The following is a 19,016-nucleotide window of genomic DNA, read 5'->3' on the forward strand; positions in this document are numbered from 1 at the left end:
GCATAAATACTGCGGAGAGCACTACGATGAGCAACGACTCTTCACAGAGTTTAGGTCTCACTGCATTATTCACACCTAACCCCGGGGGAACACCTTGAGTTACCAGCAACAGCCACAGCAAACCCAGCCGTATGGCGCACAGACCGGCGAACCGCCGCTGTGGGCTCCCTACTATGGCGCACCCATTGGCGCCGCCGTAAAGCGTTTCTTCAAGAAGTACACCGCCTTCACTGGCCGCGCGAGCCGCAGCGAATACTGGTGGGTGGCCCTCGCTTTGGGTGTCATCGGCCTCGTACTGCAGATCCTTACCGGCATCCTCGGTGCTGCAGGTTCTACAGTCTCGGCAAACGGAACGGCAGTTCCCGGCCCGGGCGCAGTTGTAGGACTTATTTTGATCTTTGCGTTCTACCTGGCGGTACTCATTCCGTCCATTTCGTTGCTGGTCCGTCGTCTGCACGACGGCAACTTCAGCGGCTGGCTCGCCTTGCTCGGCCTCATTCCGTTCCTTGGCGGACTCGCAATTCTGGTTCTCGCACTCCTGCCGTCCAACCCGGCCGGCCAGCGCTTCGACCAGCCCAGCGCTGTCTAGCACTTCACGCATTAAGTAAAAGGGGCGGCACGCGACGTGCCGCCCCTTTTTACGTGTCCGGGGAACCACTCCATGGAATGCTGTGGAGTGATGCGGACCAATCCCCACCGACGAGGAGTTCCCATGTCTGCGAACATAACGCCGAAAAACATCAAACGCTGCGCGGTCATTGGTGGCGGGATCATCGGCGTGGCTGTTGCCCGGGAATTGGCCAACAAACTCGACGGCGTCCAGGTCACCGTTTACGAAAAGGAAGACCAGCTCGCCAAGCACCAGACCGGCCACAACTCCGGGGTGGTCCATGCCGGGCTCTACTATGAACCGGGCGGGCTAAAGGCAACGCTGTGCCGCAGGGGTGTGGAACTGCTTCGCGAATTCTGTGCCACCAAGGATCTGCCGTATGAGGCCTGCGGCAAGTTGGTGATCGCCCAGACCTCCGAAGAGTCGAAGCGGCTGGAGAACATCTTCGCGCGGGCAACGGCCAATGGAGTGCCGGGCGCACGCATGCTGCGCGGTGACCAAATACGGGAGGTGGAGCCGAACGCCGTCGGGCTTTCTGCTTTGCACTCGCCGGAAACGGCGATCGTGGACTACAGGGCCATCACGAATGCGCTCGCCGACGACGTCCGTGACGCAGGCGGGCAGATCCGGCTTGGGCAGGAAGTCACCTCGCTGGAACAGCAGGGGAGCGGCGTCGTTGTCCACACGAAGGATGGGGGCGAGCATTACGATCTTGTGGTGGCATGCGCCGGGCTTCAATCCGACCGGTTGGCGAAAGCCACTAGAGAGCCCGCAACGCCGCGCATCGTTCCCTTCTTTGGGCAGTACTTCCTCCTTGGCAAGGAAAGCCGCGCAAAAGTCAGGGGCTTGATTTATCCGGTGCCGGACCCCAAGCATCCCTTCCTTGGCGTGCATCTCACCAAAAGGATCGACGGCGAAATGATGCTGGGTCCCAACGCTTTCATCTCCTTCGGGCGCGAGGCCTATTCGTGGAAGGACATCGATGTGCGCGACGTCTTGAATTACACCCTGTTTCCAGGTTTCTGGAATTTTGCCCGGCACAATGTGCCATCGGCGGTCCGCGAATTCCAGACCGTGGTCAGCCGGAAGAAGTTCATTAAGGAGGCCGTACGCTTTGTTCCGTCGTTGGAGGGTGCCACTGTTCTTCCCGGCACGCGCGGCGTCCGTGCGCAGGCCATGAATGCTGACGGTTCCCTGGTGGATGATTTTGTGATTTCACGATGCCGGGACACGGTTTTGGTGCGGAATGCACCGTCACCTGGGGCTACGTCGTCGATGGCGATTGCGGAGTACGTCGTGCAGCAGGCTCTGCAGGACTAAATGCAGAAAAGGGGAAGTTAACAAGCCCGTGACCCTGCAGAAACCGGCCCCACATGACGTGTGGATACCTTTGCCGCATGAAAGCATCATGGTTGGCCGGACATATCGCGAAGATTGGCTCCAGGATCGGCGAATGGATTGAGGCCGCATACGTCCTGGATTGTGTGGAACCCGTAAACGATCCCGGGGGCCAAGGGGCTCAGGGGCGCCCCGCTGATTGGACGTGGTTGCCGGCGCTTAGCGGGGTTACGGTCGCCAGTGCGCAGGCCATTCAATCCCACTCGGGAATGGTCCGCCGTAACCCCTAAAGGTTCGCTTGAAAGCTGCTGAATGTTGTTTTGGGCACACTTTTCGTCCAACGCGGATGCTATGCCCTAAACTGCTTCACTGAGGTGCCTGAAATGGCACTATGCAGCAACGAAAGCGAACCCAATGGCTACTGATTACGACGCACCCCGCAAGACAGAAGAAGAGACTCCCGCGGACTCGCTTGAGGCTCTTCAGGCGTCCCGCGCAGCCGGTGCCCAGATTGCAGTCATCGACATCGACGAAAACGACACCGCGGAAGGTATCGACCTCCCGGGCGCCGATCTTTCCGGTGAAGAACTGACCGTTGTGGTGGTACCCGAACAGTCTGACGAATTCACGTGTTCTTCCTGCTTCCTGGTCCGCCACAGGTCCCAGGTTGCCTTGGAAAAGAACGGCCTTAAGTATTGCAAGGACTGCGAGGGCTAATCCCAGGCACCGCAAAGCGTCGAGCCCCGTCAGGCCAATGGATGGTCGGATGGGGCTTTTGCGTGTCCGCAACTCTTTGTAACGCCCAGGTGTCGTTATCTTCGATTACGAACCTATGCATGAAGACCCACTAACTGGTCCCTGAACCGGCGTAAATGTCCCCTTCCATGACTCTCCTGTGACCACCCCGGAGTCGTTTTAACGGTTGTGCGCCGAAGCGGCCACAACCCATCCAAACAACCCAAGCGACTCCTACTGTTGAAGTATCAACTTCGCCTGAAGGGGGCACAAAAAATGAGGAAATTTGGAGCGGGTTTGGCAGCAGTCCTCGCAGCTGCCGGACTCGGTCTGGTGGCACCGGGGCCGGCCTCGGCATCACCATATTGCGGGATCATGTGGGGCTCGCTGGCCAAGGCCGACCCCGATATGAGCGCCGCCAACGTCACCAACGTCCGTACGGGCCAACAGACCTGTTACGACCGCCTGGTGATCGATATGACCGGCAAGGTGGCCGGCTATTCAGTGCAGTATGTCCCGGTAGTGGTCCAGGATGCCACCGGCTATCCAATCCCCGTGCTCGGTGATGCTGACCTGCAGATTATGGTGACGGCTCCGTCCTATGACCAGAACGGCCAACTCACGTACGCTCCGGCTGCCAAGGCTGAACTGTCCAACGTTTCCGGGTACCAGACGTTCCGTCAGGTGGTTTATGCGGGCAGCTTCGAAGGAACTACGAGCATAGGTTTGGGCGTCCGTGCCCGGCTTCCGTTCCGCGTCTTCACGTTGGACGGGCCCGACGGCGGTTCGCGCCTTGTGGTGGACGTCGCCCACCGTTGGTGATTGGGTAGCCCGGCTAACGCGAGAACGCAGGAAAGCGGCCAGTTCGTCCGGAGATTTCCGGGGTACTGACCGCTTTCCTGCGTCTTCGCGTTGAGGAACTACTCGGGGACCACCAGGGCAGGGGTGTCCTTGCGGATGGTCTCACCGCGGAAGAAGCCGGGACGGACGCGGGACATGATCAGCATGAACACGGCACCCAGGGCAAGGATTCCGATGCCGAGCACGAACACGAGCCCCACTCCGAAGATTTCCGAACCACTGCCAAACTCCGGGGCCCAGCTGTCCACCGCGGTCTGCAGGAAGACAACAAACAGGCCGACCCCACCCAGAAGCGGGCAGAAGAGACGCAGGAAGAAGTTCCGGGCACTGGAGAACACGCTGTTCCGGAAGTACCAAACGCAGGCGATGGCCGTGAGTCCGTAGTAGAAGCAGATCATCAAGCCAAGGGCAAGGATGGTGTCGTTGAGGACGTTCTCACTGATCACGTGCATCACGGCGTAGAAGCCCGCGGACAGGACGCCCGCTGCAATGGTGGCGAAGCCCGGCGTCGAGAACTTCTTGCTCATGTGGCTGAAGCGCTCAGGCAAGGCGCCGTAGTGCGCCATGGCCAGCAGGCTGCGGGAGGGCGAGGTGAACGTCGACTGCAGGGAAGCCGCCGAGCTGGAGAGGACGGCGAGGGACATCAGGATCGCGAACGGACCCATGACCGGAGACGCGAGGGCCGTAAAGACGTTGGCGTGGTTTTCCTCATTGTTCAGGCCGATTCCGGTGTCTCCGACGCCTGCGAACATCATGGTGGCGATGGTGACCAGGAGGTAAATGCCCAGCACGATGACGGCGGTCAGGGTGCCTGCGAGGCCGGCGGTCTTCTTTCCGTTGGCGGTTTCCTCGTTGACTGTGAGGCAGACATCCCAGCCCCAGTAAACGAAGATCGAGAGGGAGATGCCGGCTGCGACCTGGCCGAAGGTCTCAATCTTGGTGACGTCGAACCAGTCCCAGCTGAAGGGAACGGCGGTCTCGGACGTGGACCAGTTGGCGAATGCCATGGCAACGAACAGGCCGAGCACCAGCAACTGGAAACCGACCAAGCCGTACTGCACGATCTTGGTGGTGTGCAGGCCGCGGTAGCTCACCCAAACAGCCAGCGCTACAAAGACGAAGCAGGTGGCAACATTGAGTACCTTGTTCGAGGCGAGGTCGGCCAGCTCGGCCGAGCCCGTAACCTGGGCCAGGAAGAGGTAGAAGAAGTCAACAGCGACGCCCGCCAGGTTGGACAGGACGATAATGTTCGCCGCGAGCAGGCCCCAGCCGCCCATCCAGCCCACCCAGGGGCCGAAGGCCTTGGTGACCCACGTGAAGGTGGTGCCGCTGTCCGGGGAATCTGCGTTGAGTTCCCGGTACGCCAGGGACACCAGGATCATCGGAATGAACCCGATAAGGAAGATCACGGGCAGTTGCAGCCCGGCTTCGTTGACGGTTGGGCCAAGCGCGCTGGTGAGCGTATACGCCGGGGCGATGGTGGAAATGCCAAGAACGACGACGGCGAGGAGCCCCAACTGCCCCGTCTTCAGTCCCTTGCCGCTGATGTCGTGCGACGTGCCGGCCGGGCTGGTGCCTGCGGCCGTGCTACGGATTGTCTGGCTCATGAAGGGCCCTTTCTAGATGGCCGTAGGCTGCTGCTGCGTAATGCAGTGGATGCCGCCGCCCCGGGCGAAGAGTTCGCGCGCGTCAACACTGACAACGCGGCGTCCGGGGTAGGCGTCGGCGAGGATGCGGAGTGCTTTCTCGTCCATGAGGTCATTGAAACTGCATGCGATGACCCCTCCGTTGACCACGAGGTGGTTGATGTAGCTGTAGTCCACATAACCTTCGTCGTCGGTAAGGGTTTCCGGGGCGGGAACTTCGATGATGTTCCAGTCCCGGCCTGCTGCGTCATGGGTTGTGCGCAGGAAGTCGATGATTTCCCGGGAGACGTTGTAGTCCGGGTGTTCCGGGTTCTGCTGGGAGTGGACCAGCAGTGTGCCGGGGCTGGGGATTGCTGCCACAATATCGACGTGCCCGCGCGTGCCGAACTTCTCGGAGTCGCGTGTGAGGCCACGGGGCAGCCACACCACATGCGTGGCGCCGATGGTGCGGGCAAGTTCCCCTTCGATGTCGGCCTTGGTCAGGCCCGGGTTGCGGCCTTGGTCAAGCTGTACGGTTTCGGTGACCAGGACGGTGCCTTCGCCATCAACTTGGATGCCGCCGCCCTCGTTCACGATGCCCGACGGAATGTGGTGGGCATTGGCGCGGCCGCTGACCTCCGCAGCAATGAGCGAGTCCTTGTCCCATGCGGCCCAATCCTGGCCGCCCCATCCGTTGAAGATCCAGTCCACGGCGCCAAGCTGCTTGTTGGCATCGAGCACGAACGACGGCCCGATGTCCCGCATCCAGGCGTCGTTGAGCTCGGCGGTGAGTACCTCGACGCGAGGGTCCAGGTAGCGCGCGGCAGTGTCGACGTCGTCGGGGTGTACCACCATGGTGACCGGCTCGAATTCAAGGATGGCGTTCGCGACGGCGGCCCACGTGGATCGCGCTGCGTGGGCCTCTTCCTCGGTGTCACCCAAGGTGTAGCCGCCGGTCGGGAAGGCCATCCAGACGCGGTCCTGGGGAGCGGTCTCGGACGGCATGCGCCAGGCGCTCATGCGGAGACTGCCTGGTACGGCGAGGCCTCGGCTGTGGAGCCGAGCGGGGCGTTGGGGTTGACCGGTTCGGTGAGGCGGCCGTACGTTTCCGGGCGACGCGTGGCCAGGAAGGGGAAGAGCGTGAGCCAATCCTTGCGCTGGTCCAGGTCAAGATCTGCAACCAGCACGGCGGATTCGTCGCGGGGTGCCTGGACCAGGATGCGGCCGTAGGGATCGGAGATGAAGGATGAACCGTAGAAGTTCAGTGTGCCCTCGCTGCCGTGGCGGTTGGGGGCAATCATGAAGAGTCCGTTGGCGATGCCGTTGCCCACGATGACCTGCTGCCAGAGCGGCTGGGTGTCGAAGTCGGGGTGGTCCGGCTCGGAACCGATGGCCGTGGGGTAGACCAGGATCTCTGCTCCGCCCAGGGAGTACATGCGTGCCAGCTCCGGGAACCACTCGTCCCAGCACGTGGGCATGCCAAGGCGTGCGCCGCCGAGTTCTGCCGGAGCGTGCACTGCATAGGCGTCCTCGGCGGCCGGGCCTTTGCGGAAGAACTTGTCCTCGTAGTAACCGGCCGTGACAGGGATGTGGAGTTTGTGGGTGCGTGCGACGAGTTCGCCAGCGGGGGAGACGAGGATGGCTGTGTTGAGTCCCAGGCCATCGTCCGTGCCGTCCGGGTTTTCGGCACGCTGGTAGAGCGATGCGTGCACCGAGACGCCGTACGTCCTGGCAGCCGCTGCGGCGAACGTGAAGGTTGGGCCCGTGAGCAGGTCTTCGGTGATGTCCGAAGGGCGGATACCAGCGGCCGGGTTGTTCTCCGGCCGGGTGTCTGCAGGGTAGCGGGAAAGAGTCAGTTCAGGCAGGAAAACAACACTGGCTCCCAGCTTGGCTGCGCGTTCGATTCCCTCGTTCAGTTCGGCATGCAGGACTGCTTCATCAGCGTGCCAGCGGTGCTGAACGACGCCGACCCGCAGTGGGGTGCGGGTGGACGGCTCGGTGCGGGCCAGGGAAGTCGGGGCTTCGAGGCGGGTAATTTCAATCATGGGGGCATGTACTCCGGTGAGACGACAGTCACTAAATGAATAGCGTTCATTTAGTATGGCGGTAGTCACGGCTGGATGCAAGGGGGTACCGGATCGAGGTCTCCCCAGATGGCATTTGATGCCAATGTTTCCGGCCACCATTGGCATCAAATGCCATCTCGGCGGGGTTATCGCTTTGGTCGCGCCCTGACATGCATGCGCTCGCCCTGCTGCCCAAAGAGGGTAAGGAGTTCCACGGGTTCCTTTATGGCGACGGCGGCCAGCCGCGTTGAAGGCCTTGTTTCACGGTGAGTTGCATTAATTAGCAGTCGACTTACGGTCCAGGTGCGAGGACGATTAAAGAACAGCCACTAAGGAGGTTGGGTATGTGCTACTCGTACTACGAGGGCTATGAGAGGCGTACGAAGAAGGACTCCGTGCGCACGCCCGAGATGCACAAGCCTGAGACCAGCAAGGATCAGGCACCTGAGGCCCCTGCCGAGAAGAGCCCGCAGACAGAAGGAACGTTGTGGACTTTCCTGGCGCGTCGTCGCAGGGAATTTGAGGTTTCAGAACCGAGGATCGACCGCATCCGCGAGAAGGTCTAGGCGTTTTCGAGCAAGACCCCGTCCAACGGACAATTCACCACCGGGTGCGGCGGTGAATTGTCCGTTAGGCGGGGTTTTTGCTGCTATCTTCCCGAAGTCTCCAGGAATTCGAGGGCCGCAGTAACCAGTGCTTCCGTGCCAAGGGCCAAGGTCGGCTGGATGATCGGGGCAAAGTAGGGCGAGTGGTTCGACGGAACGTCCTCGGGCAAGCGACCCGTCGTCGCCCATTCCTTGAAGTGGGTGGCCTCGATCCCGCCCAGGAACCAAAACACGAGGGGCGCGCCGGCCGCCGTCGCGAGTTCCCCGACGTCTTCACTGCCTGAGACCGGGCCGGGGTCCATGATCCTTGCGGCGCCGAACTTATCGCGAAACGCCGAAGCGATCCTTCCGGCGGCCGATTCATCATTGACCGTCAGCGGGTAGCGCTCCTCATAGTGGAAGTCGGGTTCCTTCAGGGCGCCTGAGGCAGCAGCTTCACTTCGAACGATGCGCTCGATCGAGTTCAGGACTTTCTCCCGTGTGGGCTCGCTGAAGGATCGAATGCTGAGGCCCAGGGTTGCGGTCTCGGGAATGATGTTGTTCTTTGTTCCCGAATGGATTTGCCCAACGGTAACCACTGCAGAATCGCTGGCGGCCAGTTCCCGGGACACCACTCCCTGCAGGCGCATGGTGGCTGCCGCAGCCATGAGGACTGGATCAACGGTGGTTTCAGGCCGGGAGCCATGGCCGCCGCGCCCATGCAACGTCACGTTGAGGGAATCCGCTGAAGCCATGGCCACGCCGGAACGGATGCCGAACCATCCGGCAGGAAAGGGCGCCACGTGCTGGCCGAGGACCACGTCCGGCTTGGGGACCAGGTCAAAGAGCCCATCCGCCACCATGGCCTGGGCGCCGCCGCCCCATTCTTCGGCCGGCTGGAAGACCGCGATCAGCGTGCCCTGCCAGTCCTGCCGCTTTGCGGCCAACGCTTCCACTGCTCCGAGGAGGCAGCTGACATGTACGTCGTGTCCGCACGCATGCATGATCGGCACCTCACGGCCTTCATGGTCGACGCCGACTGCCGCACTTGCGTAGTCCAGCCCGGTGTCCTCCTTGACCGGTAACGCGTCCATATCCGCACGAAGCATCACCACGGGTCCAGGGCCATTGTCCAGGACTCCTACAACCCCCGTTTTCCCCACGCTGCGGTGGACCAGCAGCCCCAAGTCCTCAAGGTGTCCGCTGATGATCCCGGCTGTTCTGACCTCTTGGAAGGAAAGCTCCGGGTTCGAGTGCAGATCACGGTAGAGGGCTTCCAGGTCAATGCTCATGGGGAATTTTCCTTAACAGGTCGACGCCGCAGGGTCTGGCCAGTGTATCGACGTCATCAGGCAACGACGCCGACCCACACCTTTGCGCTTCAGGGCAAACTTGGTTGCATGGAATCTTCACAAGAGATCACTACCCAAGGCTCAACAGTCGAGGATTGGACCAAGGCCCTGGCAGAGTCCAGCGGATCACCGGGTGGAGGCGCGGGAACCGGCGTGATGCTGGCCGTTGCAGCGTCCCTGGCGTCCATGGTCGCAGGTTACACAGAGGCGCCCGGGCGGGAATTGGCCGAGCTGCACGTCCGGGCCCGCTCCCTCCGCGAAGCCGCCCTTAAGCTGGCTGACGAGGACGCAACGGCGTCGAAGGCTTTCGGTGCGGCCTTCCGGCTTGATCCTGGTCCGGACCGGGAGCAGGCAATCCACCGCGCATCCGTCGATGCTGCCAAGGCCTCCGCTGTGCTCGGCGACCATGCCATCGACGCCATCGAGGACCTGGGATGGCTTGCTGCCCACGGGAACCCAGCACTCATTGCCGACGTCGTGGTGGGGTTTGGAGCCCTCAGGGCAGCCATCGCAGGAGCCCGCACCAACGTGAGCTTTGATCTCGGATCGCTCAGATCCGCAGGCGCGACGCTTGATGAAATCAAGGAAAAGCACCCTGGATTGTGGGCAACGGTAGGCCGGCTCAGCGATGCCCTGGACCGGATTGACGAGCTGGTGGCCGCCGTAGATGACAAGGCTGCACCTACTGACGGCCACTGATTCCCGACGGAACGCCGGCCTACTGCACGCTCGCTTACCGCGCCTTGGGCACCCTGCGGAGCACGACGGCGGCAAGCACTGCCGCTCCGGCCATCAGTACCAGCCCAATCGCCGCAGTGATGTGGACGCCGGACTCGAAGGCTACCCGGGCGGCGGCTGTCAGTGCATCGGACAATGGAGCGGGTAGTGCAGCTGCGGCATCCACGGCGCCGGCCAGCGTTTCACCCGCGTTCCCTGCCGCCTGCGTGGACAAGCCCTCCGGGATGACGAGGTTGTGCTGGTAGGACGCGGTGAGGATAGAGCCCAGCACGGCCGTTCCCAGGAGCGAACCCAGTTCGTATCCGGTTTCGGAAATTGCGGACGCCGCTCCGGACTTGTCGGCCGGTACGGAGCCGAGGATGAGGTCGTTGGAGATGGTCTCCGCTGCGCCAACGCCAACGGCCAGGACAGTCAAAGCTGACAAGAGGAACATCGGTCCGCTGCCGTGGTCACCCACAGCCACCACTAAATAGCCTGCAGCGCTGAGGGTAAGTCCGCCGGCCACTACGAATCCCGGCCGGATGCGCTTTACCAGCGGGACCACCACCAGGCCGGCGACGACCGTTGCCAGGAGCGCCGGAATCATTGCAATGCCCGCTTCCATGGGGGACTGGCCTTCAACCAGCTGCAAGTGCTGGGCGAAGAAGTAGATGAAGCCCGTCATGGAAAACAAGGACAGGACGTTGGCCACGATCGCCGTGCTGAACACCCTGTTGCTGAACAGGCGGACATCCAGCATTGGGTTCTCAAGTTGGCGCTGGCGACGGACAAACAGAACGCCCATCACCAGGCCGAAGACCATGAAGGCCGCTGCCGACACCCCGAATCCGTGAACAGCGAATTCCTTGATGCCGTACACGAACGGAGCCATCGTGATCACGGACAGCCCGATACTGGGCACGTCAACGCGGCCGGGGTTGGCGTCCTTGGATTCGGGAATGAGGACCCTGCCGAAGGCGAGGAGCGGCAGGAGCAGGAAGGTCGCCACCAGGAAGACAGCACCCCACCAGAAGTGCTCAACCAGCCAGCCACCGAAGATCGGGCCAAGGGCAGCGCCACCAGAGAATCCGGCGGCCCATACGGCGATCGCGAGCCGCCGGCGGTTCGGATCAGCAAAGATGTTCCGGATCAGGGACAGGGTTGAAGGCATCAGCATCGCGCCGAACACGCCAAGTGCTGCGCGGCCGGCAATCAGCCATTCCGCGGAAGGCGCGAACGCCGTAGCAGCCGAAACCGCAGCGAAGCCGGTGCTGCCGATCAGCAGCAGCCGCCGTCGTCCGATCCTGTCGCCCAGGTTGCCCATGGAAACCAGCAACGCCGCCAACACGAGCGGGTAGGCGTCGATGATCCATAGGAGCTGCACGCCACCCACGTCCAGGGAGCGGGCAATTTCGGGCAGGGCGAACGTGAGCGCGGTGTTGTCGACGGCCACCAGCAGCACCGGGAACATCAGGAGTGCCAGGGCCGTCCAGTCGCGCCAAGGTGCGCCTCCACCCATGACGGGACGAGCGGAACGGGGAGCTTGGGTCGAGGACGGCGTGAACATGACAGCTACTGTACCGTCCAGACGGTACAGTTTCAAATTAAGCGCCGTCGACCCCGTAGGGAATGATGTACACATGCCACGAAAACCAGTTGCCAGGGATGCGGTCCTGGATGCCTACGAAGCCCTCCTCATCGAGGTGGGGGAGCGGGCCGCCACCCTCGATGCCGTTGCCAAGCGGGCGGGCGTCTCCAAGGGCGGGCTGCTTTATCACTTCCCCAGCAAGGAATCGCTGATCAGCGCCCTGCTTGAGCGCCTGGATCGGTTGGCTCAGGAAGACGTCGAGCAAATGAAGGCTGCGCCGGACGGCTCTGCGGTTTACTTCATCCGCTCCTCCCTATGGGCGGGAACCCCCATGGATCGGGCTTTGGTCGCTGCCACAAGACTGGCCGAAGTTGCGCATGAGGAGACCCGCCGCAGGTTTGCCGGAATCCAGCAGCAGTGGTTGGACGTCCTGGCCGAGGATGTTGGTCCGGAGGTTGCCAAAGCCGTCAGTTACATGGGCGACGGCCTGTATTTCAATGCCATGTTCGAGGGTGGCCAGGAAGGCGGCAAGGCCGGGCGGGAGGCCGACGTCGAGATCCTCCTTGGCATCCTGGACCGGCTCCGCAAGTAGCGGGCCATCCATTTGCGGCGACGCCCCCGACGTAGGACAATTGAGCCTTGTGGTGCGTCTTCACAGGGGCCCGCAAAAATTGAATATGCCTTTGATCTGCGGCGGGAGAGTCCCGCAAGCAAGTGATGCGGGCGCCGTAGGAGCAAACCCTCCCCAGGAATCTCTCAGGCCCACGCACCGCCGCGGCGAGGCAACTCTGGAAAGTAGCAGGCCTTTTGCCGCGCCCTCTTGGCGCGGAAGAAGTGCTGTGCTCACCGACGGTGCAAGCGATCGTTGTTCAAGCAACACGCGGAAACTCTCAGGTCCAATACAGAGCGGGGAGGAACCCGAGCCGCTGTGGCGTACCCAACGCCGCCCAAGTAATGGAGTTCCTTCGTGACGGTTAGTTCAGCCTCCACCACCTTCGTCGACCGGCACATTGGCGCCCGCCGCCAGGCCGACATTGAAACCATGCTCAAGACGGTCGGCTACGACACCGTCGATTCTTTGGTTGATACAGCCGTTCCCAACGACATCCGCCAGGACGTTGCCCTCACCCTTGAAAACGCGCTCAGCGAAGTTGAGGTGCTGGCCGAGCTGCGCAAGCTTGCGTCCAAGAACAAGACCGCCGTCCAGATGATCGGCCAGGGCTACTACGACACCGTCACGCCGCCGGTTATCCGACGCAACATCCTGGAATCCCCGGCCTGGTACACCGCGTACACGCCCTACCAGCCGGAAATCTCCCAGGGCCGCCTCGAAGCTCTGCTGAACTTCCAGACAATGGTCCAGGACCTCGTGGGCCTGCCGATCGCCAACGCCTCCCTGCTGGACGAAGCAACGGCAGTGGCCGAAGCCGTGCTGATGATGCGCCGCGCCAACAAGAACAAGGCCGCCCATGACGGCAAGACGGTCCTCGACGCCGACTGCCTTCCCCAGACCATTGCCATCGTGAAGGGCCGTGCCGAGGCACTCGGCTTCGAGGTTGAGGTCGCTGACCTTTCGCTCGGCCTCCCGGAAGGCGCCATCAACGGCGTCGTCCTGCAGCAGCCCGGCGTTTCCGGCCGCGTGTTCGATCACTCCGCCGTCATCGCTGACGCCAAGGAACGTGGCGCGCTCGTCACCGTGGCTGCAGACCTGCTCTCGCTGACGCTCATCACGCCTCCGGGCGAGCAGGGCGCCGATATCGCCGTCGGCTCCGCCCAGCGCCTGGGCGTTCCGCTGTTCTTCGGCGGCCCCCACGCCGCCTACATGGCCGTCCAGAAGGGCCTCGAGCGTTCCATGCCGGGCCGTCTGGTGGGCGTTTCCAAGGACGACGCCGGTGTCCCCGCTTACCGCTTGGCGCTGCAGACCCGTGAGCAGCACATCCGGCGCGAGAAGGCCACGTCCAACATCTGCACGGCCCAGGCCCTGCTTGCCATCGTCGCGTCCATGTACGCCGTCTATCACGGTCCCGAAGGCCTGAAGGCAATCGCCGAGACCGCCCACGGTCACGCGCGCACGCTTGCAGCGTCCCTGAAGGGCGCCGGCGTCGAGGTCCTTCACGGTTCCTTCTTCGACACCATCACCGTCCGCGTTCCCGGCAAGGCTGCCGGGATCGTTGCCGCTGCCGAGGCCAAGGGAATCAACCTGCGCAGCATTGACGCTGATCTGGTGGGCATTTCTGTTGACGAGACCACTACCTCAGAGATTGTCGGCGGCGTCCTGGATGTCTTCGGCGCCTCGGTCACCGAATCCGCTGAAGGTTTTGCGCTGGAATCTTCCGTTGAGCGTACGAGCGACTTCATGCAGCACCCGGTATTCAACACGCACCGCTCCGAAACCCAGCTGCTGCGCTACATCCGCAAGCTTTCGGACCGCGACCTCGCACTGGACCGCACCATGATTCCGCTGGGTTCCTGCACCATGAAGCTGAACGCAACCGCCGAGATGGAAGCAATCTCCTGGCCGGAGTTCGCCTCGATCCACCCGTTCGCTCCGGACTCCCAGACCGCTGGCTGGCGTGAACTCATTGCCGACCTTGAATCCCAGCTGACCGAGATCACCGGGTACGATCAGGTTTCCATCCAGCCGAACGCCGGTTCCCAGGGTGAGCTCGCCGGCCTCCTTGCGATCCGCGGCTACCACCTTTCCCGCGGCGACGAGCAGCGCAATGTGTGCCTCATCCCTGCTTCTGCCCACGGCACCAACGCGGCCTCGGCTGTGCTCGCTGGCATGAAGGTAGTAGTGGTGGCCACCGCTCCTGATGGCACCATCGACCACGTGGATCTCAAAGCCAAGATCGAAGCCAACCGGGACGCCCTTTCGGCCATCATGATCACCTACCCGTCCACGCACGGTGTTTACGACGCCGACGTCCGGGAAGTTTGCGACGCGATCCACGAAGCCGGCGGTCAGGTCTACATCGACGGCGCAAACCTCAACGCACTCGTTGGGCTCGCCCAGCCGGGCAAGTTCGGCGGCGACGTCTCCCACCTGAACCTGCACAAGACCTTCTGCATCCCGCACGGCGGCGGTGGACCCGGTGTTGGTCCGGTTGCGGCAAAGGCACACCTGGCACCATTCATGCCTGGCGACGCTGCTTCCTGGACCGAAGGAAACGACGTTCCGATTTCGGCATCCCGTTTCGGTTCGGCCGGTGTGCTCCCGATTTCCTGGGCTTACGTGAAGCTCATGGGTGGCCAGGGGCTCACCGAAGCCACCAAGTCCGCGCTGCTTGCTGCGAACTACGTTGCCTCCCGCTTGGATGAGCACTTCCCGGTTCTTTACACCGGCGAAGGCGGTCTTGTTGCCCACGAGTGCATCCTGGATCTCCGCGAACTGACTGCCCGCACCGGCGTCACGGCTGAGGACGTGGCCAAGCGCCTCATCGACTTCGGTTTCCACGCTCCCACCTTGGCGTTCCCGGTTGCGGGCACTTTGATGGTGGAGCCGACCGAGTCCGAGGACCTCGTGGAGATCGACCGCTTCATTGAGGCCATGATCACCATCCGTGCCGAAATCGAGCAGGTTGCCACCGGCGATTTCACTGTTGAGAACTCGCCGCTGCGCAACGCGCCGCACACGGCTGCCGCCGTCGTGAGTTCTGCATGGGACCGCGACTACACGCGTGAGCAGGCCGCGTTCCCAGTCCACCACCTGAAGCAGGACAAGTACTTCCCGCCCGTCGGACGCATCGACGGCGCTGCTGGCGACCGCAACCTGGTGTGCTCCTGCCCGCCCCTTGAAGCGTTCGAGGACAACACCGCAGACTTCGAGAACTAAGGACGGTCCCGCAATGACTGAGAACTACACAGCTCTCTACGAAGAGCACAAGAAACTCGGCGCGTCCTTCACCGACTTCGGTGGCTGGCAGATGCCGCTCAAGTACTCCTCCGAGTTGGCCGAGCACCACGCAGTCCGCAAGTCCGCCGGCTTGTTCGACCTCTCCCACATGGGCGAAGTCTGGGTGACAGGACGGGACGGGGCAGCGTTCCTGGACTACGCCCTGGTGGGCAAGATCTCCGCCATGGCCGAGGGCAAGGCCAAGTACTCGCTGATCTGCCAGGAAGACGGCGGCATCATCGACGACCTCATCACGTACCGTCGCGGCGAGGACAAGTTCCTCGTGGTGCCGAACGCTGGCAACGCCAAGGTAGTGGCTGAGGCGCTGTTGGAGCGCGCAACTGGTTTTGACGTGGTTGTTCAGGACGCCTCGGCCGAGACCTCGCTGATTGCTGTCCAAGGTCCGCGCGCCGAAGCCATCCTCCTGCGCCTCGTGCCCGCAGAGCAGCACGCGCTGGTCACCGAACTGAAGTACTACGCCGCTGTTGAGGTGCCCTTCACGTTCGACGGCGGTACTCAGGACCTGCTGCTTGCCCGCACCGGCTACACCGGTGAAGACGGTTTCGAGATCTTTGTGTCCAACGACTCCGCTGCTGCCCTCTGGCAGGCCATCGCCGACGCCGCGGAAGAAGGCGAGCTCACTCCCGCTGGCCTCGCTTCCCGCGACTCCCTGCGCCTCGAAGCCGGCATGCCGCTCTACGGCAACGAACTGTCCCGCGAAGGAAACCCGTTCGCCGCAGGACTCGGTCCCGTGGTCGCACTTTCCAAAGAAGGCGACTTCGTCGGCAAGGAGGCACTCGCTGCGCTCAAGGCCGACGGCGCCGGCTCCACCAGCGGGCGCAAGCTCGTAGGCCTCAAAGGCCTGGGCCGCCGCGCTGGCCGCAGCCACTACCCGGTCCTCAAGGATGGTGCAGTGGTAGGCGAAGTCACCTCCGGCCAGCCCAGCCCGACACTTGGCTACCCGGTAGCGCTTGCCTACGTGGATGTTGAGCACAGCGAGCTTGGGACCGCGTTGGACATTGACCTTCGGGGTAAGAGCGAGCCGTTCGAAGTCGTTGCATTGCCGTTCTACAAGCGCCAAAAGTAGGCCGGGTCGGGTCCCGACACGCCTTAAGCCCGGCGGGGCCGACCTCCTCTGCATGCTCGGTCGCGATGGCGCCCGCTGGGCGGACGCGACGCTCCCTTGGACGCATGCTGCCGGAGGCCGGCCCCGCAAGGGGCGTGCACCTCACCAGGACGCGTGGCCACTTTGGCGATTCGTGAACCGCTTAATGCTGGGGGAGTGGCAACCTGCCGGGGGCTGGCCCGCGGGGTAATTCGGTGCCCCACCATCCAACCCAGCCATAGTTTTTTGATCAACCACAGTAAGGAAACAGAATGCCCAAAGTAGCGCCTGAACTTCAGTACTCCGACGAGCACGAGTGGGTTTCCCGCGGGGAGGGGAACCTGGTGTCTGTTGGCATCTCCGAGGTTGCAACCGACGCGCTGGGCGATATCGTGTACGTGGATCTGCCTGAGGTTGGTTCCACCGTGACTGCCGGTGAGACCTGTGGCGAGGTTGAGTCCACGAAGAGTGTTTCCGACCTCTACTCGCCGGTCACTGGTGAGGTCACCGAGATCAACGACGCCGTAGTGGGCGATCCTGCCCTGATCAACAACGATCCCTATGGCGCCGGCTGGCTCTTCAAGGTTGCGGCTGAGTCCGACGGTCCGCTGCTTTCGGCCGAGGAGTACGCCTCCAAGAACGGCGGAGACCTCTCGTAGGGTCAATGGTTGGCCCGTCGGGGCCGACGTCCTCCGCGTGCTCGGTCGCGAAGACGCCCGCTGGGCGGACGTGACGCTCCCTTGGACGCACGCTTCCGGACGCCGGTCCCATGGGCCCGTTCCCGCAGCCGATGAGGTATTGCCAGTCCGTTTCGTGGGGTTGCTGCGGGAGATGCCGTGCGCACGGCATGTTCGGCAGGGGAGCCCCGAAATGGCCGCTGGAGTCCGCGGAGGACGTTGGCTCGAAGCGCCCATACAGCGCCCACTGTGGCGTAGCGTGGGATTGTAGGAACTAAATAATTTGCGACGCCGGGTTGCCGCCTTTGGGGGCCATCCGGCGTCGTGCTTCGGTCGCCTGCCGCCATAAGCGGGGGCCGGCCCTCCGGCAGGACCATCTGCCGGACCGTTTTCAAGCTTTGTTAAGGGATCCAGCCATGGCTGTTGGTGTTTTCGATCTGTTCTCTGTGGGTATTGGCCCGTCGAGTTCGCATACTGTGGGGCCGATGCGTGCTGCTGCGGTGTTCGCTGGCGAGTTGCGTGAGTCCGGGGTGCTGGATTCGGTGGCGGGGTTGCGGGTTGATTTGTATGGGTCGTTGGCTGCGACTGGCCGTGGCCACGGGACGATGACTGCGACGCTGTTGGGTTTGGAGGGTTACCATCCGGAGTTGATCCTGCCTGATGAGGTGGAGGAGCGGTTGGCTGCGATCGCTGAGACGGGTGTGCTGAATCTTGCTGGTGCTGGCGTTGCTGGTGCGGGGGTGCAGTTGCCGTATGCGGTGGAGGATATGGTGTTGCATCCGTTGACGGTGTTGCCGCGGCATACGAACGGGATGAAGTTTGCTGTGGTTGATGCTGAGGGCGCCACGTTGCGGGAGGCGACGTTTTTCTCGGTTGGTGGCGGGTTCATTGTCCGTGAGGGTGAGGAGGACGCGGCGCGGGCTGAGTTGGAGGAGACGAAGGCGGAGTTGCCGTTGCCGTTCCGGACGGCTGCTGAGTTGCTGGGTCGGTGTTCCTCGAAGGGGTTGGGGATCAGCGACATCATGTTCATCAATGAGCGCGCGTCCCGGTCTGAGGAGGAGATCCGGGAGGGTTTGTTGCATATCTGGCATGTGATGGAGGCGTGTGTTGAGACGTCCCTGAAGCGTGAGGGTGTGTTGCCCGGGGGGTTGAGGGTCCGTCGTCGTGCTCCGGACTGGCTGGAGCGGTTGTTGAAGGAGGACAAGGACCGTAACGATCCGAAGTATTGGCAGGAGTGGGTGAACCTGATCGCGTTGGCGGTCAATGAGGAGAACGCTTCCGGCGGGCGGGTGGTTACGGCGCCGACGAATGGTGCGGCGGGGATTATCCCGGCGGTGTTGTATTACGCGTTGCATTATGCGCCGGGCATGGACAAGGCCACCCAAAAGGATAAGGACGATGTGGTGGTGAAGTTCCTGCTGGCTGCGGGGGCGGTGGGTGTGTTGTACAAGGAGCAGGCGTCCATTTCGGGGGCTGAGGTGGGCTGCCAGGGCGAGGTCGGCTCGGCGTCGTCGATGGCTGCTGCGGGGTTGGCCGAGGTGATGGGTGGTACGCCGGGTCAGGTGGAGAACGCGGCGGAGATCGCGATGGAACACAACCTGGGGTTGACGTGTGATCCGATCGGGGGGTTGGTGCAGATTCCCTGTATTGAGCGGAACGCGATCGCGGCGGCGAAGGCGATCAACGCCGCGAAGATGGCGTTGTGGGGTGATGGGACGCACCGGGTGTCCCTGGATGAGGTGATCGTGACCATGCGCGAGACCGGCAAGGACATGTCCTCCAAGTACAAGGAAACCGCGATGGGCGGCCTGGCCGTCAACGTCGTCGAATGCTGAGTCTGTTCGCTGTCTGTCCCTAGTGCCA

The 19,016-nt window shown here is 62.7% G+C and carries 16 protein-coding genes and 1 riboswitch; of the genes, 11 read left to right on the forward strand and 5 right to left on the reverse strand.

The window, feature by feature from the left end:
* Window positions 1-94 precede the first annotated feature (94 nt).
* From AC6I99_RS04920 to AC6I99_RS04935, 4 genes are all read left to right on the forward strand, one after another.
* A complete protein-coding gene (locus tag AC6I99_RS04920) occupies window positions 95-589 on the forward strand; it encodes a DUF805 domain-containing protein (protein WP_224093600.1) in 495 nt (164 codons plus the stop codon).
* Between the two features lie 123 nt (window positions 590-712).
* Window positions 713-1,930 (forward strand): L-2-hydroxyglutarate dehydrogenase, encoded by a 1,218-nt coding sequence (gene lhgD, locus AC6I99_RS04925; protein ID WP_497960559.1) that lies wholly within the window; start codon window positions 713-715, stop codon window positions 1,928-1,930.
* A 432-nt stretch (window positions 1,931-2,362) separates the two neighbouring features.
* Window positions 2,363-2,665, forward strand: coding sequence for a DUF4193 domain-containing protein (locus AC6I99_RS04930; RefSeq protein ID WP_224093604.1), 303 nt, complete (start codon window positions 2,363-2,365; stop codon window positions 2,663-2,665).
* A 294-nt stretch (window positions 2,666-2,959) separates the two neighbouring features.
* A complete protein-coding gene (locus AC6I99_RS04935) occupies window positions 2,960-3,505 on the forward strand; it encodes an AMIN-like domain-containing (lipo)protein (RefSeq protein WP_497946240.1) in 546 nt (181 codons plus the stop codon).
* Between the two features lie 98 nt (window positions 3,506-3,603).
* On the opposite strand, the gene AC6I99_RS04940 is transcribed toward AC6I99_RS04935, so the two are convergent.
* The 3 genes from AC6I99_RS04940 to AC6I99_RS04950 are packed head-to-tail and all read right to left on the reverse strand — an operon-like array spanning window position 3,604 to window position 7,214.
* Window positions 3,604-5,151 carry an APC family permease gene (locus tag AC6I99_RS04940; RefSeq protein WP_224093606.1) on the reverse strand — a complete coding sequence of 516 codons (1,548 nt, stop codon included), beginning with the start codon at window positions 5,149-5,151 and terminating at the stop codon, window positions 3,604-3,606.
* 12 nt (window positions 5,152-5,163) lie between these two features.
* Window positions 5,164-6,189 (reverse strand): agmatine deiminase family protein, encoded by a 1,026-nt coding sequence (locus tag AC6I99_RS04945; RefSeq protein WP_224093607.1) that lies wholly within the window; start codon window positions 6,187-6,189, stop codon window positions 5,164-5,166.
* Window positions 6,186-7,214, reverse strand: a complete 1,029-nt coding sequence (locus tag AC6I99_RS04950; RefSeq protein ID WP_224093620.1) for a nitrilase-related carbon-nitrogen hydrolase — start codon at window positions 7,212-7,214, stop codon at window positions 6,186-6,188. The genes AC6I99_RS04945 and AC6I99_RS04950 overlap by 4 nt, the downstream gene beginning before the upstream one ends.
* Window positions 7,215-7,579: 365 nt before the next feature.
* Here AC6I99_RS04950 and AC6I99_RS04955 point away from each other — a divergent pair, with 365 nt between their 5' ends.
* A complete protein-coding gene (locus AC6I99_RS04955) occupies window positions 7,580-7,801 on the forward strand; it encodes a hypothetical protein (protein WP_224093621.1) in 222 nt (73 codons plus the stop codon).
* A gap of 83 nt (window positions 7,802-7,884) precedes the next feature.
* On the opposite strand, the gene AC6I99_RS04960 is transcribed toward AC6I99_RS04955, so the two are convergent.
* Window positions 7,885-9,111: an amidohydrolase gene (locus tag AC6I99_RS04960; RefSeq protein WP_497946230.1), complete on the reverse strand. Its 1,227-nt coding sequence runs from the start codon at window positions 9,109-9,111 to the stop codon at window positions 7,885-7,887.
* Between the two features lie 108 nt (window positions 9,112-9,219).
* Here AC6I99_RS04960 and AC6I99_RS04965 point away from each other — a divergent pair, with 108 nt between their 5' ends.
* The gene (locus AC6I99_RS04965) at window positions 9,220-9,870 is read left to right on the forward strand and encodes a cyclodeaminase/cyclohydrolase family protein (RefSeq protein WP_497946229.1); all 651 of its coding nucleotides are present in this window, start codon (window positions 9,220-9,222) and stop codon (window positions 9,868-9,870) included.
* A gap of 34 nt (window positions 9,871-9,904) precedes the next feature.
* Here AC6I99_RS04965 and AC6I99_RS04970 read toward each other — a convergent pair whose 3' ends face one another.
* A complete protein-coding gene (locus tag AC6I99_RS04970; RefSeq protein WP_497946226.1) occupies window positions 9,905-11,455 on the reverse strand; it encodes an MFS transporter in 1,551 nt (516 codons plus the stop codon).
* 73 nt (window positions 11,456-11,528) lie between these two features.
* Between AC6I99_RS04970 and AC6I99_RS04975 the strand changes: the two genes are divergently transcribed.
* From AC6I99_RS04975 to AC6I99_RS04995, 5 genes are all read left to right on the forward strand, one after another.
* The gene (locus AC6I99_RS04975; protein ID WP_224093623.1) at window positions 11,529-12,068 is read left to right on the forward strand and encodes a TetR/AcrR family transcriptional regulator; all 540 of its coding nucleotides are present in this window, start codon (window positions 11,529-11,531) and stop codon (window positions 12,066-12,068) included.
* 92 nt (window positions 12,069-12,160) lie between these two features.
* A riboswitch (glycine riboswitch) is annotated at window positions 12,161-12,258 on the forward strand.
* Between the two features lie 185 nt (window positions 12,259-12,443).
* Window positions 12,444-15,311, forward strand: a complete 2,868-nt coding sequence (gene gcvP / locus AC6I99_RS04980; protein WP_497960560.1) for an aminomethyl-transferring glycine dehydrogenase — start codon at window positions 12,444-12,446, stop codon at window positions 15,309-15,311.
* 13 nt (window positions 15,312-15,324) lie between these two features.
* Window positions 15,325-16,458, forward strand: a complete 1,134-nt coding sequence (gene gcvT, locus AC6I99_RS04985) for a glycine cleavage system aminomethyltransferase GcvT (RefSeq protein ID WP_497960561.1) — start codon at window positions 15,325-15,327, stop codon at window positions 16,456-16,458.
* A gap of 290 nt (window positions 16,459-16,748) precedes the next feature.
* On the forward strand, window positions 16,749-17,135 hold the full coding sequence (gcvH, locus tag AC6I99_RS04990; RefSeq protein WP_223935990.1) for a glycine cleavage system protein GcvH: 387 nt from the start codon (window positions 16,749-16,751) through the stop codon (window positions 17,133-17,135).
* Between the two features lie 434 nt (window positions 17,136-17,569).
* Window positions 17,570-18,988 (forward strand): L-serine ammonia-lyase, encoded by a 1,419-nt coding sequence (locus tag AC6I99_RS04995; RefSeq protein ID WP_497946221.1) that lies wholly within the window; start codon window positions 17,570-17,572, stop codon window positions 18,986-18,988.
* Window positions 18,989-19,016: the final 28 nt, after the last annotated feature.

This window comes from Arthrobacter sp. TmtSoilC77 (assembly GCF_059739415.1).

Excerpts from the sequence above, each read along its gene's own strand:
- AC6I99_RS04955 (WP_224093621.1), top strand. The coding sequence starts at position 7,580 with ATGTGCTACTCGTACTACGAGGGCTATGAGAGGCGTACGAAGAAGGAC.
- AC6I99_RS04960 (WP_497946230.1), bottom strand. The coding sequence starts at position 9,111 with ATGAGCATTGACCTGGAAGCCCTCTACCGTGATCTGCACTCGAACCCG.
- AC6I99_RS04940 (WP_224093606.1), bottom strand. The coding sequence starts at position 5,151 with ATGAGCCAGACAATCCGTAGCACGGCCGCAGGCACCAGCCCGGCCGGC.
- AC6I99_RS04970 (WP_497946226.1), bottom strand. The coding sequence starts at position 11,455 with ATGTTCACGCCGTCCTCGACCCAAGCTCCCCGTTCCGCTCGTCCCGTC.
- AC6I99_RS04935 (WP_497946240.1), top strand. The coding sequence starts at position 2,960 with ATGAGGAAATTTGGAGCGGGTTTGGCAGCAGTCCTCGCAGCTGCCGGA.
- AC6I99_RS04950 (WP_224093620.1), bottom strand. The coding sequence starts at position 7,214 with ATGATTGAAATTACCCGCCTCGAAGCCCCGACTTCCCTGGCCCGCACC.
- AC6I99_RS04965 (WP_497946229.1), top strand. The coding sequence starts at position 9,220 with ATGGAATCTTCACAAGAGATCACTACCCAAGGCTCAACAGTCGAGGAT.
- gcvH (WP_223935990.1), top strand. The coding sequence starts at position 16,749 with ATGCCCAAAGTAGCGCCTGAACTTCAGTACTCCGACGAGCACGAGTGG.
- AC6I99_RS04975 (WP_224093623.1), top strand. The coding sequence starts at position 11,529 with ATGCCACGAAAACCAGTTGCCAGGGATGCGGTCCTGGATGCCTACGAA.
- AC6I99_RS04995 (WP_497946221.1), top strand. The coding sequence starts at position 17,570 with ATGGCTGTTGGTGTTTTCGATCTGTTCTCTGTGGGTATTGGCCCGTCG.
- AC6I99_RS04930 (WP_224093604.1), top strand. The coding sequence starts at position 2,363 with ATGGCTACTGATTACGACGCACCCCGCAAGACAGAAGAAGAGACTCCC.
- AC6I99_RS04945 (WP_224093607.1), bottom strand. The coding sequence starts at position 6,189 with ATGAGCGCCTGGCGCATGCCGTCCGAGACCGCTCCCCAGGACCGCGTC.
- lhgD (WP_497960559.1), top strand. The coding sequence starts at position 713 with ATGTCTGCGAACATAACGCCGAAAAACATCAAACGCTGCGCGGTCATT.
- gcvT (WP_497960561.1), top strand. The coding sequence starts at position 15,325 with ATGACTGAGAACTACACAGCTCTCTACGAAGAGCACAAGAAACTCGGC.